Here is a 15,308-nt window from a genome sequence, read left to right on the forward strand (position 1 = left end):
TAGGTATCCGGAGGATCAGTGAACGTGCTCGGCGGAGCCTTTGCCGAGTTCGGATTTCAGGATGAAGCTGCCAGCGGTCGCGATCTGTTGGCCGGCCTGCAATCCGTCACGAATTTCCACGCGATTTTCGTCGCGCTGGCCCAGCGAAACCGGGTGCGCCTGGAAGCCGTGCGGCGTGCGAACGAAAACCGTCGGCGCGTTTTCGACGGTCTGGACCGCCTCGACTGGAACCGTGACCGGTGCACTGCGTCCATCGGCGCTAACTCGGACCGTCACGAAAAGACCGGGACGCCAAGCCCCATCGGGGTTGGCCAGGGTCACGCGGGCTGTCGCGGCACGCGTCTGCTCGCCCAGCAGGCTGCCCACATGGGCGACCTTCCCCATTGTTCGCACGCCTAGCTCGCCGGCAACAACTTCGACTTCTCGGCCGACGGTTACGCGCATCAAATCACGGGCAGGTACGCTGAACGTGGCCCAAACCCGCGACAAATCAGTCAGAGTGAAGACGCTGGTCGTTTCATCCACACGCTCGCCCAGCACAATATGCTTCTCGACGACCACTGCATCGAAAGGTGCGCGCAGCTCGTAGCGGTTGCCTACGCCTGCGCCACTTCCGCCGCCCAGCGCCCGTGTTTTTTCTTGGGCATTACGCAAGTCGATTTCTGCTACGCGCAGGCTCTGCTGGGCCTGCAAATAGTCCTGTTCTGCAGAGATACGCTCCTGCCATAGGGTGCGCTCACGCTCGAACAAGGTGCGAGCCAGCCGGAGGCGCTGCTCGGCGGCAGCCAGCTCACTACGCTGCTCGGACAGCTGCTCGCTGGCGATAACCGCCAGCAACTGGCCCTTCTTCACTTGGTCACCCAGGTTGACCGAAACCGATTCGACAACGCCGGCCACACGGGGCACGACATGTGCGGTACGGTCTTCGTCGAAACGCAGCTCGCCCGGCAAAGATACAGACGAGCCGATTTCAGCCGGTCCGGCCTTGCTTAGCTGAATGCCTGCGGCACGTATCTGCTCTTCGGAAAGCTCAATCTCACCTTCGGCATGCGTTTCGTTGCCGTGCTCGTCCTCCTCACCGCCATGACCGCTTTCGTCACCATGGCCGTGGCCATCGCCTTCAGCGTCATGACCGTCTTCGTCCCCATGGTCGTTCTCAGATTCCTCGTGACCGCTTTCTCCATCCTCATGCGCGTGGCCATCCTCGGCGTGCTCAGCCTTGTTATCGCTGGCCTGCGCCTCAAGAACGAAGCCCTGTTTTACGCCAACGCCGGTCAGCAGTACCAAAGCGACCGCCAGAGCGATTCCCGTCTGTTTTTTCATGCAAGCTCCCCCACCGCCAATACGTAATGGCGGCGTTTCGGTCATTCGAAGGTAGTGGTAGGTCCGTACAGCCGCTCGATACGCGCCCAGGCGTCGACCACGGCTTGCAATGACTGCAGATAGCGCGTGCGTGCATCTATCAGCGCACGCTGTGCGTCGAGCACGTCGAGGAACGCGAAGCGGCCAAGACTGAAACCACGTGTGGCCGCTTCCACGGTTCGCTGTCCTGCCGGCAGTATCCGGTTGCGTATTTCCTCGACGTCTGCACGTGCGGTACGCCAGTCGCGAAGGGCCTGCTGGATCTCCGCACGAACGCGCAGCTCTGCCGCATTACGAAGATCACGCGCCTGCTCCGCCCGCCGTGCGGCCGCCAGAACATTGCCTTGGTTACGATCGAATAAAGGCAGCGGAACAGAGAGGCCGACGAGGTTGACGCGCTCACGCTCGATTTCGTCGTACTGGCTACCGATACTGACGCTTATGTCCGGGTAGCGCTGGCTTCGCTGAAGCCCCAGCTCGGCTTCACTCAAGGCCACTTGGCGCAGAGCCCTACGCATATCGGCACTCTCACGCACGCGCGCCAATAATGCAGATTCGCTAGGCACATCTGGCAGGTGTTCGAAACTGCCCAGCAAACTGCCAAACTCCGGTGCGTCGGTCCCGAGTAGGCGCGCTAGCATCTGGCGAGCGTTATCCCATTCCTGTCGCGCTCGCCGCAGGTCCAGTTGTACGGTCGCCAGCTGCATGTCGGCACGCGTCGCCTCTACTGGCGAAACTTTTCCGGCATCGACCTGTGCGTCGGCGACCTTAGCAGCCCGCTCGGCCAATGACAGAGAGGCCTCGGCCAGTTGCATGCCCTCCTGGGCACGCAAGGCGGCGAAGAAAGCCTGGATCACATCTGCACGTAATCCTTGGCGTCGAAGGTCGAGATCGGCATCCACCATCGAGCGATTAGCATCCGCCACGCCGATTCGAGCGCCGCGCTTGCCGCCCAACTCGATCGACTGGGTGATTGTAATTGAGCGGGTCTGGCGATCGGACTGAGTGTCTTCCACCTCGAATCCTAATTCCGGATTTGGAATGGCCCCAGCCTGGCGGCGCAGCCCGCTCGCGATACCTATCTCTGCCCGCGCGGCGGAGAATTCTGGGTTGCGTTCATACGCAAGGGACACGGCTCGCTCCAGTGTCAGACCTTCTTGCGCGCCCACCTCAAGCGACATCAGTGCCAGCCCAAGCAGGCCGCTGGCAAGCAGATACAAGCGTTTCTTTTGGTACATACGCAACACTGCCGGGCAGTGCCCCCTTTATTGTCGATCGCGTTTCTCCAGCCGCGCTAAACCGGCCAGATAGCTGATGGGTAAACGGCGGTGACTTTATATAAGGGCGGATATCGGCCGGGTGACTACGACATTACAAATTTGTAATCCAAGGAATATCTGCGATTGCACCGCTCAAGATTACGAGATCGTCATTTACCGCTAATCCTGCGGTCATTTACAGGGGAAGATCATCGCCCGGCACTCGAACAAAAAGGCGAAGGCGTCATTCGAGCGCTGACATGCCGTATATCAGGAGCATCATCATGAGCAAAAAGGCCGCCCTTTCACTGACAGCTCTTTCATTGGCACTGGGCGGCGCCTCGGTCTTTGCCCAGTCGGAAACAGCAGCGGAGGGCTTCATCGAAGGCAGCACGCTATCGCTGATCAATCGAAACTTTTATTTCAATCGAGATTTCCGCGACGGTGAGAACGCAACCGGCAATGGCTACTCTGAGGAATGGGCTCACGGGCTGATGGCCTTCTTCGAGTCCGGATATACCCAAGGCTCGGTGGGGATCGGCGTCGACGCCTTCGCCATGCTCGGCCTCAAGCTCGATTCTGGATCAGGACGTTCCGGTGCTGGCGGAACCGTCGATCTTCTCCCCTACAATAGCGCCGGCGATGCCGAGGATGACTTTTCTCGAGTAGGGGGGCCGTGAAAGCACGGTTCTTGGGCACCGAGATCAAGGCAGGCGATGTATTTCCCGCTACTCCTGTCGTGCACTTTGGTGACGCACGGCTGCTGCCGGAGTCTTTCAAGGGTGTCACCGTTGTGAACAACTCGCTGGACGACCTCACCCTCCAGGGCGGCCGCCTGCACGCGATGAGCCAGCCCAATACCAGCAACACGAACGATGACTTCGTCACGTTTTATGGCGGCGGCGTCGACTCGCCTTGGCTCGGCTACGCAGGCGGCGACTATAGCGTGAACGAAAACCTCAGTCTTAGCCTGTATACCAGCCGGCTGAAGGATGCCTGGGATCAACATTATTTCGGTGTCTCGGCCACCTATCCACTTTCCGATGCCGTCGTGCTGCTGGGCAGCTTCAACTACTACAAGGCAACCGACGAAGGTCGGAAATTGCTGGGCGAGTTTAACAACAGCATCTGGAGTTCCAGTCTGGGTGTCGCCTTCGGCGCGCACACCGTCACGGCGTCGTATCAGCGAAACAACGGTAACAACGACTTTGACTACTTGCGCCAAGCGGACTCGATCTACCTGAATAACTCCATCCAGTACAGTGATTTCAACTCACCTAAAGAGCAGTCCTGGATGCTGCGTTATGACCTGAACATGGCGGGTTACGGCATACCTGGGCTTACGTTCATGACTCGCTACGCCCGCGGCTGGGGCGCCGATTACAGCAACGCAAATGAGGTATATATGCGCCAAGACGATAACGGCGCGCCTCTGTCCGGACAGAAGCGCTGGGAACGCGACGTCGAAGCACGCTACGTTGTACAGACAGGCTCGTTCAAGGACCTCTCTCTGCGGGTGCGCCAGGCTACAACACGGGCGACTGCTTTCGAGTCCGACCTCAATGAGGTTCGATTCATCGCCGAGTACCCGCTCTCGATCCTGTGAAGCACTACGAGCAACACCACATCTTCTTTTTGTGCTCCCTTGGTTTGAAGATGTGTTTCAGGCGCCCGTAGGGCGCCTTTTTTTGCTTAAGTGCACCTCCTTGCGCTGCGGGCCAACCAAATGACAGGTAGATTACAAATTTGCAAGACAGCCCCGCAGGACTTTTACCGCGTTAAAGTGCTTCCCGCTTCCCTGTGCAGGTCATTTCGCCTCTGCCTTTCACCCTAGAGCCAAGCCTCTTTCGTCTTGACCCTATAGTTACTACATGGATTATTTTTGGTTCCGCTTACCACGCACCTCCTTGCCGAGTTACCTGAAAACATGCGCATTCTGGTTGTAGAAGACGAGATCAAAGCTGCGGAATATCTGCAGCAGGGTCTTATCGAATGTGGGTACATCGTCGATTGCGTAAGTGATGGGCTAGATGGATTTCACCTGGCACTGCAGAACGACTATGACATCGTGCTACTAGATGTGAATCTGCCAACCATGGATGGGTGGGAGGTGCTCGAACTCATCAGGCGGCGTAAGCAGACACGCGTCATCATGCTGACCGCCAATGGTCGCTTAGAGCAAAAAGTCCGCGGTTTGGAACTGGGCGCCGACGACTACCTGGTCAAGCCGTTCCAGTTCCCCGAGCTGCTCGCTCGTATCCGGACACTGTTGCGGCGAGGCGAGGCAGTCGCACTTCCAAGCAACCTGCGTGTAGCCGACCTCGAACTGGACCCTGGCCGGCATCGGGCCTACCGGAGTGGTCAGCGTATTGATCTCACCAGCAAAGAATTTGCGTTACTGCACCTGCTCATGCGCCGGACTGGCGAGGTGCTGACGCGCACCGAAATTACCGCCTTGGTCTGGGACATTAACTTCGACTGCGATACCAACGTGGTGGATGTCGCAATTCGTCGCTTGCGGATGAAGGTGGACGAACCCTTTGGCGATCGCCTGATACACACCATTCGCGGTGTCGGGTACGTGCTGGAGGCGCGGCCTTGAAGCCACTCAGCCTCGCATCGCGTCTCGCGCTTCAAATCACACTGACCGGCGCCGCTTTGGTCGCGCTACTGATTGCACTGAGCTACTGGGTACTTGTGCGCCAACTGGAACTGCGCGCCCAGGAGGAGGTGACGGCCAAGCTCTCGCAGATCGATCATGGACTTCTAGAAGACACCAAAGCCCGTATGGGTCGTTCCTGGCAACACGCACTGAGCGATACGGTACTCGGCCATGACAACCTTTCGATTACGGTCATCGGCGATACGGCGCAATCAGCCATTTTCAATATCGGCCGGTTCGCCCATGCGCCGCAGCAGCTGGATCTCGTGAGCAGGGACGGCGACTATCTTGGCTGGACAACGAAGGATGGCGTGCAGATGCTAACCGGGCGCAAGCAAATCCAGGTCCCGGGACTGGCTCCAATGACGCTTTTGCTTTCGCAAGATCGCAGTGCCGATCAACGGCTGGTGGCTGCATTCCTGCGCTCGGCCTTAGTGATCGTGCCGATGCTACTGATATTGATCGGATTGGCTGGATGGCTAATCGCCCAAAATGGTTTGCGACCGCTGCGCAAGTTCCGGGTCTTGGCGACTAAGGTATCGACACAGGACCTATCACCCCGAATCCGCAGCGATCGGCTCCCACAAGAACTCCAGGCATTAGCGCACAGCCTCAACGTAATGCTTCATCGACTCGATGACGGAGTTCAGCAACTGTCACAGTTCTCGGACGATGTGGCCCATGAATTGAAAACTCCGCTGAACAACCTAATAGGCAAGGCGCAAGTGACTTTGGTACGTGAGCGAAGCAAAGAGCAGTATCGTGAAGTACTCGAATCATCCGTTGAAGAACTGGAACGTATGGATCGAATCGTGTCAGACATGCTGTTTCTCGCCCAGGCCAGCCACGCCAGCCCAGCACTGAAACTCGAACAACTATCCCTGGGAAGTGAGGCGAATCGCGTCTGTGAATACCTCGAAGTCCTCGCCGAAGAAGCCGGAGTCGCAACGACGGTAACGGGCGATGCCATAGTTCTAGGAAATCGGCTTATGGTCCAACGGGCCATTTCCAACCTGCTATCCAACGCGTTGCGGCATTCGAATACTGGCAGCACGGTCGAAATTAAGATACTTGAGAAGGACATAGACATCGTCTCGCTGGCTGTCACCAATCATGGCGCGACTATCGAATCGGATCATCTCCCGCACCTGTTCGACCGCTTTTACCGCGTTAACGGCATACAACCTCGTGGGGCAGGATTGGGGCTAGCTATTGTCCGTTCAGTGATGAACCTCCACAAAGGCCACGTGGCCGTCGCCAGCAAAGACGGTCGGACCACGTTCGAACTCACCTTTCCTCGGCATGCCTGATTGAAAGTGACACGGCTAGGGAGACGGCTTATGAGAGCATCAAACTATGGAGAAGAGTAATCATTTGAGCGTGCACGTTGGTCGGGTACCCACTCCCGCGAGCCCAACGCCATTCGTTTAAGCATGCCTCCCGGTGAAAATTCCGCAGGGCTCAACTTACACCCATCATGTTTTGCCGGGTGATTGCACAGTTCCTATGGTATTTGTTTATCTCTGGTCGCTATCGTTTCGTTGCCGACCGGCATACCGTCGATAAACAGCCTATAGATGGCATGCCAGTTGGGCCAAAAGCACGATCATGTCCAATGGACCGGAAGTTGGCGATCCATACCGCTAATGTCACCGGTATGGCCAAGGGTGAATGTGAGCGAGACCGTCACCGCCTGCAGCCCGGTCGAAGCGCGGGTGGCCTACAATAACGATGAGCTTTAAAACAAACCACGATCAGCGGAAACCGGACAATCAATTACAACTTTGTAATGTTGATAACATCTCTTGGTAAGGATTGGCCCTTTAATATAAAGGCATCAACTAACCAACAGGTATGACAAATGAGCAGCACGGCTAAAGTAATTCTACCGTTCATTCTAACCATTGCTTCCTCGCTTGCAATGGCTGAAAGCGGGAGCGAACGAACAATGCAGCGGCTTGACAATGCGCCGGCAAAAAAGCCCACACTGAAAATGCTTGTTAAAGAAGGTGAAGTGCTGAGCATAGCTCCCGCAGGGATGACAGGTACGACCGGAATGATTCAAAACTATAGGACTAACGACAGGGTTCAAACGTATGAGATGAGGGTAAAAACTCCTGACGGAAAAATCCATACGGTATATTTTCTGAGCGCCCCGGTTGGTGTAAACAACGGTTAACAGGCCAGTAAGTCCCAACGTCAATCATTTAATATATGCATCCTCGCTAATGCCGGCGAGAATGCCGCAATGAATCGCCCCTAGTTTCGTAGACACCTCCAGGCCTCATAATACGGCCCACTAGGAGGAGTCATGAGCAACCCGCGTTATCCCGAAGAATTAAAAATCGAAGCAGTCAAACAGGTGACCGAACGAGGTCTGCCAGTGGCGGAGGTAGCTGCTCGTTTGGGCATGTCGACCCACAGCCTGTATGCCTGGGTTAAACGCTACAGCAAGCCCCAAGAGCAGCGCGCGCAAGAGGACGATCAGCAAGCTGAGCTGCGTCGTCTTCGTGCCGAACTCAAGCGCGTGACCGAAGAGCGAGACATCCTAAAAAAGGCCGCCGCATACTTTGCCAAGGAGTGCGGCTGAAGTACGCCTTCATCAACCAGCTATCCGCTGACTATTCGGTTCGCCGCCTGTGCCTGACGCTGAAAGTACATGCCAGTGGTTACTACGCGTGGCTGGCTGAACCGAAGTCGGCACGAGCCAAGGATGATCAACGCCTGCTTGGACTGATCAAGCACGCGTGGCTAGAGAGCGGCCGAGTGTACGGCTACCGCAAAATCCACGACGACCTGCGTGAGCTTGGAGAAGCATGCGGCAAGCATCGTGTTGCTCGACTGATGCGCTTGGAAGGGCTGCGCTCACAGACATGGTATCGTCGCCGACCGGGCCGCTATGGTGGTAAGCCTCCAGCGGCTTCACCGAATCATCTGGAGCGCCGATTCAATGTCACCGAACCCAACAAGGTCTGGGTCACGGACATCACCTACATCCGCACCTATGAGGGCTGGTTGTATTTGGCGGTGGTGCTCGATCTGTTCTCGCGGCAGGTAATCGGTTGGTCAATGAAACCGCAGATGACCAGCGACCTGGCTATTGATGCGTTGCTGATGGCAGTTTGGCGGCGTAAGCCAAAGCAGGAAGTGATGATTCACTCAGATCAGGGGAGCCAGCAGCGGCGACTGGCAGAGCTTCCTGAAAGCCAACAACTTGCTTGGCAGCATGAGTCGGCGCGGCAATTGCCATGACAACGCAGTAGCGGAAAGCTTTTTCCAGCTGCTGAAGCGGGAACGGATCAGGCGAAAAATCTATAGCACCAGGCAGGACGCACGCGCTGATGTGTTCGACTACATCGAGATGTTTTACAACCCAAAACGCCGACACGGTTTCAACAACCAGCTGTCACCGGTAGAGTTTGAGAAGCGACATTTACTGAGCCTGGAAAGTGTCTAAGAAATCCGGGGCGATTCAATGGTGGTGCCACTCCTGGTGGCCGGCACGGCCATGAAAGATGCCGATGCCGGGCCCTATCCAGGCCTGGCCTGCCCAGCGTACGGTATCCGTTGAGAGCGAGCCTTTCATTCGTTGACTCGGCCGGCTTCCGCATTTGGGCTTAGCAAACTGCTCAGGATCAACATGGCGGCGCCACCGACGATAGCAATATCCGCCAGGTTAAACGCAGGCCAATGCCAGGACAGCCAGTAAAAATCCAGGTAGTCGATTACATGGCCTCGAAATGCGCGATCAATCAGATTCCCAACTGCCCCGCCCAAGATAAGGCTATAGCCTAGGGCTTCGCTTTTGGCTCTGCGTTTACGCAATATCAGAGCCAGCACGATCGAAACGACCAAAGCTATGACAATGAAGAAGTAACGCTGCCAACCACCCGCGTCAGCCAGGAAGCTGAACGCTGCACCGGTATTCCAGAAGTGAACCAGGTTGAAGAACGGGGTGAGAGGAATCACGGTGCCGACCGGGAGCGAACCCGTAATTGCGCTTTTCAACGCTAGGTCGGCCGAGGCAATGGCTAGCGATAGCATCCACCAGAACCCAGGAGCAACAAGAGGTGATCTAGGAGACGACCTCATTGCATTTCTCCTTGAAGAAGTCGCTGCAGCTCCGGTGAAATAGGCATCGGCGCAAAAGCACTGACCCTGGCGCGCCCGCTGTTTCCGAGCGGCACCCAGATCTTCGAGAACAGCAGGGCCGCTATGATTCGCGGTACTTGGCTGAGCACCTCCCGAAAGTCGCGCAACTGCCAGCCAGCCCTTAGCATCAGCCAATGGCTCTGAGCATGAAGAATAGGCATTCGCTGGTTCAATATGTGGGCTCGCTCCAGCCAGGAGAAAGCCTCGGTTGGCGTCTGTTCTTTGAGTGCTTTCCTCGCTTGGTAGAAGGCCTCATCGATGGCAATGCTGAGAGCGGTATTCATCTGGATCTCACTTACGCAGTAGATGCCCGAGTGAACACCCTATAGCTGCTATAGGGTCAAGCGCTATGGGCGATTCAAGACGACGCAAAAATGACTTTATGTCGGAATTACGAAAGAGGTTTGTCGCCCCCCAGCAGGCCCGAAAGTATCCCGCAGTCCAGACTTTGTCGTTCGTTATCGCAGCAACCTCGCAACGTCACCAGCTGGTTTTCGAGAGCATGTAAGGATGCGATCTGAGCCCTTACCTGTGCGATATGTCTATCAAGGAGCTCATTGACCGCAACGCAGGGTTGCTGCGGCTGTTCCTGATAGCTCTGCAAAACACCAATTTCTTCCAGTGACATGCCAAAAGAGCGGCATCGGCGAATGAACAGCAGTTTGTCCGCATGGTCTGCTTTATAGGTTCGATAGCCATTGTCCTCGCGATTAGGCGGTGGAAGCAGTCCCTGACGTTCGTAAAAACGAATCGTCTGAATGTCCACTCCCGCCTGCTGTGCAAGTTGACCGATGCGCATGGTCTGTCCCTTGGTAAAAAAGCCAGTATATCCAGGCTTGACCCTATAGCCACTACATGGTTTTTAATCGGTAGAATCAAGTCCTATAGGAGAGGCGAGTCATGACTTCTTGTGATAAATCCTGTGGCTGTGGCCCTGAGCCGGTAAGCACTGAAGCGGCAGCCGCGCCTTCGAATGAAGGGACTTGGGTCAGCAGTTTTTCTGTGCCCAAGATGGATTGCCCGTCAGAAGAGCGAATGATTCGGCTCGCGCTCAATGGCTTTTCTGAACTCAATTCGCTGTCCTTTGATCTGAGCAGCAGACAGGTACGCGCTTTCCATGACGGTCCGGTTGACCAGATCGCGACCAAGCTGGAGTCGCTTGGTTTAGGGGCAACGCTTCTCGGCACTCAACCGGCCAGCCAGGAAGCAGCTTCGACCAATAGCGCCAGTGAAGAGCTGACTGCTTCCAAGGAGGCCGGCACGCTCAAAATCCTGCTCGGTATCAATGCCGCGATGTTTGTCATCGAGTTGGGCGCGGGCTTGATCGCTCAGTCGACGGGCCTGATCGCCGACTCGCTGGACATGTTTGCTGATGCAGCCGTCTATGGCCTGGCTCTCTTTGCGGTCGGTCGAGCTGCGCAGCTGCAGGTTCGCGCTGCGCACCTGGCGGGTATCGTCCAGATCGTATTGGCTCTGGGGGTACTCGTGGAGGTGGTTAGACGCTTCATGTATGGCAGCGAACCTGAGTCGATGCTGATGATGGGGATTGGCTTATTTGCACTCGTCGCGAACGCCAGCTGTCTGTTGATGATCTATGGCCATCGCGAAGGCGGTGCACACATGAAAGCGAGTTGGATTTTTTCGGCCAACGATGTGATCGCGAATATTGGCGTTATCGCCGCCGGAGCTCTGGTGGCGTGGACAGGTTCTCCCTATCCAGATTTGGTGATTGGTACCGTCGTTGGCCTCATCGTACTGAACGGTGCGCGTCGAATCCTGGCATTGAAAGCCTGACCAGCCGGATCGACAGCCACTCCCATTTTCCCAAACAGAGACGCGTAGCTTGTGACTGACGTTGATACGACTGAGATAGAACAGTTGATGGCTGGATTGAGCGGCAAAATTGCCGAAGGGCATGCAGCCCAAAGTTGCGATGCAGCTTATGCTGTTTATTTGGAGCTTGAGGCGCTTCGTGAACAATTCGCACCCAAGCCTGATGTGAATAGAACCCGTACAAAAGCCGGGGTGGAGAAAGCCTTGGAGCAAGCCAGCCAGAAGGCTTGGCGATCCGCGTCACCTGTTTGAGGATCGTGCCTCTGGCGCGAAGGATGACCGTGCCGGCTTGGCGCGGGCGCTTGAGTTCGTTCGAGCCGGCGATGTGCTGGTGGTGTGGAAACTCGACCGGCTCGGTCGCTCGCTGTCGCACCTGCTCGCCATTGTGACTTCGCTCAAGGACAAGCGGGTGGCGTTCCGCTCGCTGACAGAGAACCTGGACACTACGACGCCCTCGGGCGAATTCCTGTTCCAGGTGTTCGGTGCGCTCGCGCAGTACGAGCGCGCCTTGATTCAGGAGCGCGTCGTCGCGGGCTTGGCCGCCGCACGCAAACGCGGCCGGATCGGCGGCCGGCCGCAGGCGATCACTGGTGAGAAGCTGGACGCCATCGTCGCCGCGCTCGATGGCGGCATGTCTAAGGCGGCGGTGTGCCGCAACTTCAATGTCAAGCGCACTACGTTGATCGAAACATTGACGCGAGCAGGTTGGCGTGGTGCGGGAAGGACGGTCGATGAGCAACAAGAATAAGCTACTCACCGTCTTTTCTGACGCAGAGCAGGAAGCCTTGTACGGCCTACCGGACTTCGACGATGCTCAGCGGCTGGAATACCTGGCGTTGACCGAATCTGAACTGGCGTTCGCCAGCAGCCGGCCTAGCCTGCAGGCCCAAGTCTATTGCGTCTTGCAGATCGGCTACTTCAAGGCCAAGCATGCTTTCTTCCGCTTCGATTGGCATGAGGTCGAGGACGATTGCGCCTTCGTGCTGAGTCGCTATTTCCACGGCGAAGCGTTCGAACGCAAGGCGATCACCAAGCATGAGCACTACAGCCAGAGGGGTCAGATCGCCGAACTGTTCGGCTACCGGTCGTGGGCGGCTAGCTTCCTGCCGCAACTGGCACAGCAGGCTGAACAGATCGTGCGGCGCGACGTAATGCCAGGATTCGTGGCCGCCGAACTGATCGTTTGGCTCAGCGAGCACAAAATCATCCGGCCCGGCCACACCACCTTACAAGAGCTGGTCAGTGAAGCCCTGTCCACCGAACGCAGGCGCTTGGGCGGCTTGCTGGCAGAAGTGTTGGACGAATCGGCCAAAGCTGCGCTGGGCCAGCTCCTGGTGCGTGACGACACCCTGTCTCAACTGGCAGCGCTCAAGCAGGACGCTAAAGATTTTGGCTGGCGTCAGATGGCAGGGGAGCGCGAGAAGCGCGCCACGCTGAAGTCCTTGCACGGGATCGCCAAGGCGCTGCTGCCCAAGCTCGGCATCTCGCAGCAGAACCTGCTGTACTACGCGAGCCTGGCGAACTTCTATACCGTCCATGACCTGCGCCACCTGAAGGCGGAGCAGACCCGGCTCTACCTGCTGTGCTATGCCTGGGTACGTTACCGGCAGCTCACCGACAACCTGGTCGACGCGATGGCCTTCCACATGAAAAAACTTGAGGACGAGAGCCGCACGGGTGCGAAACAGTCCTTTGTCGCCGAACAGCTGCGACGCCATCAGGAAACGCCGCAGGTTGGCCGCCTGCTGTCGCTGTACGTGGACGACAGCGTGGCCGATCCGACGCCGTTCGGCGAGGTGCGCCAACGCGCCTACAAAATCATGTCCAGGGAATTGCTGCAAAACACGGCGCAGCGCATGAGCGTCAAGCCACTGAACAAACTGGCGCTGCACTGGCAGGCGGTGGACGGCCTGGCCGAACGCATTCGACGCCATCTACGGCCGCTGTACGTCGCGCTCGACTTCGCCGGCACGGCCCCCGATAACCCATGGCTCGCGGCGCTGACTTGGGCCAAGAGCGTGTTCGCCAAGCAGCAGCGCCTATCACAACGGCCACTCGACGAATGTCCGGCGGCAACGCTGCCGAAACGCTTGCGTCCGTACCTGCTGATGTTCGATGCCGAAGGCACGCCGACAGGCCTGCATGCCGATCGTTACGAATTCTGGCTTTACCGTCAGGTCAGGAAACGCTTCCAGGCGGGCGAGCTCTACATTGACGACAGCTTGCAGCACCGGCATTTGTCCGACGAGTTGGTTTCGATGGACGAGAAAGCCGCTGTGCTCGCGCAGATGGACATCCCCTTCCTGCGGCAGCCGGTCAGTGCCCAGCTCGATGCACTGGCGGCCGAGTTGCGTGCGCAATGGGTGGCGTTCAATCGCGAGCTGAAACAGGGCAAGCTGACGCACCTGGAATACGACAAGGACACGCAGAGACTGACCTGGCGCAAGCCCAAGGGGGAGAACCAGAAGGCGCGCGAGCAAGCTCTCTACGAGCAACTGCCATACTGCGATGTCGCCGACGTGTTTCGCTTCGTCAACGGCCAGTGCCAGTTCCTGTCGGCGCTGACACCATTGCAGCCACGCTATGCGAAGAAGGTAGCCGACGCCGACAGTCTGATGGCGGTGATCATTGCCCAAGCCATGAACCACGGCAACCAGGTTATGGCACGTACCAGCGACATCCCGTACCACGTCCTGGAGAGTACCTACCAGCAGTACCTGCGCCAGGCGACGCTACATGTGGCCAACGATTGCATCAGCAACGCCATCGCCGCACTGCCGATCTTCCCGCATTACTCGTTCGACCTCGATTCGTTGTACGGTGCCGTTGATGGGCAGAAATTCGGCGTCGAGCGACCAACTGTGAAGGCGCGCTACTCGCGCAAATATTTCGGCCGCGGCAAGGGCGTCGTCGCCTACACGCTGCTGTGCAATCACGTGCCGTTGAACGGCTACCTGATAGGCGCACACGAGTACGAGGCTCACCACGTGTTCGACATCTGGTACCGCAACACGTCGGACATCGTGCCGAGCGCGATCACCGGCGACATGCACAGCATCAACAAGGCCAACTTCGCCATCCTGCACTGGTTCGGACTTCGTTTCGAGCCGCGCTTCACCGACCTCGACGACCAGTTGCAGGAGCTGTATTGCGCCGATGATCTGGCATTGTACGAGAAATGCCTGATCCGGCCGGCTGGCCAGATCGACCGGCAACTCATCGTCGGTGAGAAGGCGAACATCGACCGAATCGTCGCCACACTGGGCCTGAAGGAAATGACGCAGGGCACGCTGATCCGCAAGCTGTGCACCTATACGGCGCCGAACCCGACGCGGCGCGCAATCTTCGAGTTCGACAAGCTCATCCGCAGTATCTACACACTGCGCTACCTGCGCGACCCGCAACTGGAGCGTAATGTTCACCGCTCGCAGAACCGCATTGAGTCCTATCACCAGCTACGCTCGACCATCGCCCAAGTCGGTGAAGAAGGAATTGACCGGCCGCACCGACATCGAAATCGAGATCAGCAACCAGTGCGCCAGGCTGATCGGCAACGCGATCATCTTCTACAACTCGGCGATCCTGTCCCTGCTGCTGACGAAGTACGAGGCAGCTGGCAATGCCAAGGCGCTGGCGTTGATCACGCAGATGTCGCCAGCGGCCTGGCGGCACATCCTGCTGAACGGGCATTACACCTTCCAGACTGACGGCAAGTTCATCGACCTGGATGCGCTCGTGGCGGGACTGGAGCTGGGCTGACGGAAATTTCTGGGATTCCGGCGTACAACCCCGATGTGGAAGGAGTTACTGGCGGAACAGTGCGCTGTAAGTGGCGACCGACAGGCTGTTCTGCATTTTTACTGCACAAGGTTCGGGCGGCGTGGATCGGAAGGGGGCACTCCTCGCCTGCCCATATGGCGCCCGCCACGCCGCGCAGCCCGCACCGTCACGAGGCACGCGGCCGATGTCCTGTGCGCCCTTTGGCATCACCCTTCGCGCCAGTGCGCTCCAGAAAAGTGCAGGACCATGCCAGGCGTGCC

11 protein-coding genes and 3 pseudogenes are annotated in these 15,308 nt (G+C 57.6%); 9 read left to right on the top strand and 5 right to left on the bottom strand.

Annotated features, from left to right (window positions below):
* Window positions 1–15: 15 nt before the first annotated feature.
* Both DBO86_RS23985 and DBO86_RS23990 read right to left on the bottom strand, forming a co-directional pair.
* Window positions 16–1,323 (bottom strand): efflux RND transporter periplasmic adaptor subunit, encoded by a 1,308-nt coding sequence (locus DBO86_RS23985; RefSeq protein ID WP_083729360.1) that lies wholly within the window; start codon window positions 1,321–1,323, stop codon window positions 16–18.
* 41 nt (window positions 1,324–1,364) lie between these two features.
* On the bottom strand, window positions 1,365–2,600 hold the full coding sequence (locus tag DBO86_RS23990) for a TolC family protein (RefSeq protein ID WP_108235070.1): 1,236 nt from the start codon (window positions 2,598–2,600) through the stop codon (window positions 1,365–1,367).
* A 305-nt stretch (window positions 2,601–2,905) separates the two neighbouring features.
* Here DBO86_RS23990 and DBO86_RS23995 point away from each other — a divergent pair.
* The 5 genes and pseudogenes from DBO86_RS23995 to DBO86_RS24015 all read left to right on the top strand — a co-directional run bounded on the left by DBO86_RS23995 (window position 2,906) and on the right by DBO86_RS24015 (window position 8,740).
* Window positions 2,906–4,227 (top strand): annotated as a pseudogene (locus DBO86_RS23995) (OprD family porin).
* Between the two features lie 321 nt (window positions 4,228–4,548).
* Window positions 4,549–5,223 (top strand): heavy metal response regulator transcription factor, encoded by a 675-nt coding sequence (locus DBO86_RS24000; protein ID WP_108235100.1) that lies wholly within the window; start codon window positions 4,549–4,551, stop codon window positions 5,221–5,223.
* Entirely contained in the window at window positions 5,220–6,593 is a 1,374-nt protein-coding gene (locus DBO86_RS24005) for a heavy metal sensor histidine kinase (RefSeq protein WP_108235071.1), read from the top strand. The genes DBO86_RS24000 and DBO86_RS24005 overlap by 4 nt, the downstream gene beginning before the upstream one ends.
* A 551-nt stretch (window positions 6,594–7,144) precedes the next feature.
* Window positions 7,145–7,462 (top strand): co-regulatory protein PtrA N-terminal domain-containing protein, encoded by a 318-nt coding sequence (locus DBO86_RS24010; RefSeq protein WP_108235072.1) that lies wholly within the window; start codon window positions 7,145–7,147, stop codon window positions 7,460–7,462.
* A gap of 132 nt (window positions 7,463–7,594) precedes the next feature.
* Window positions 7,595–8,740 (top strand): annotated as a pseudogene (locus DBO86_RS24015) (IS3 family transposase).
* 125 nt (window positions 8,741–8,865) lie between these two features.
* Here DBO86_RS24015 and lspA read toward each other — a convergent pair.
* The 3 genes from lspA to cadR form a co-directional block, all read right to left on the bottom strand.
* Window positions 8,866–9,327 carry a signal peptidase II gene (lspA, locus tag DBO86_RS24025; protein WP_371850771.1) on the bottom strand — a complete coding sequence of 154 codons (462 nt, stop codon included), beginning with the start codon at window positions 9,325–9,327 and terminating at the stop codon, window positions 8,866–8,868.
* Between the two features lie 44 nt (window positions 9,328–9,371).
* Complete coding sequence (locus DBO86_RS24030; RefSeq protein WP_108235073.1) at window positions 9,372–9,719, bottom strand: DUF3703 domain-containing protein; 348 nt, start codon at window positions 9,717–9,719, stop codon at window positions 9,372–9,374.
* A 107-nt stretch (window positions 9,720–9,826) separates the two neighbouring features.
* A complete protein-coding gene (gene cadR / locus DBO86_RS24035) occupies window positions 9,827–10,234 on the bottom strand; it encodes a Cd(II)/Pb(II)-responsive transcriptional regulator (RefSeq protein ID WP_108235074.1) in 408 nt (135 codons plus the stop codon).
* A gap of 101 nt (window positions 10,235–10,335) precedes the next feature.
* Here cadR and DBO86_RS24040 point away from each other — a divergent pair, with 101 nt between their 5' ends.
* The 4 genes and pseudogenes from DBO86_RS24040 to DBO86_RS24055 all read left to right on the top strand — a co-directional run bounded on the left by DBO86_RS24040 (window position 10,336) and on the right by DBO86_RS24055 (window position 15,027).
* Window positions 10,336–11,229 (top strand): cation efflux transmembrane domain-containing protein, encoded by an 894-nt coding sequence (locus DBO86_RS24040; protein WP_178094179.1) that lies wholly within the window; start codon window positions 10,336–10,338, stop codon window positions 11,227–11,229.
* A gap of 51 nt (window positions 11,230–11,280) precedes the next feature.
* Complete coding sequence (locus DBO86_RS24045; protein ID WP_108235076.1) at window positions 11,281–11,520, top strand: hypothetical protein; 240 nt, start codon at window positions 11,281–11,283, stop codon at window positions 11,518–11,520.
* Window positions 11,521–11,557: 37 nt separating this feature from the next.
* The gene (locus DBO86_RS24050) at window positions 11,558–12,016 is read left to right on the top strand and encodes a recombinase family protein (RefSeq protein WP_207302025.1); all 459 of its coding nucleotides are present in this window, start codon (window positions 11,558–11,560) and stop codon (window positions 12,014–12,016) included.
* Window positions 12,000–15,027 (top strand): annotated as a pseudogene (locus tag DBO86_RS24055) (Tn3 family transposase). The gene DBO86_RS24050 and the pseudogene DBO86_RS24055 overlap by 17 nt, the downstream one beginning before the upstream one ends.
* The last annotated feature ends 281 nt before the right edge of the window (window positions 15,028–15,308 follow it).

Origin of the sequence: Ectopseudomonas oleovorans, assembly GCF_003052605.1 — a bacterium.
Lineage (GTDB): Bacteria > Pseudomonadota > Gammaproteobacteria > Pseudomonadales > Pseudomonadaceae > Aquipseudomonas > Aquipseudomonas oleovorans_A.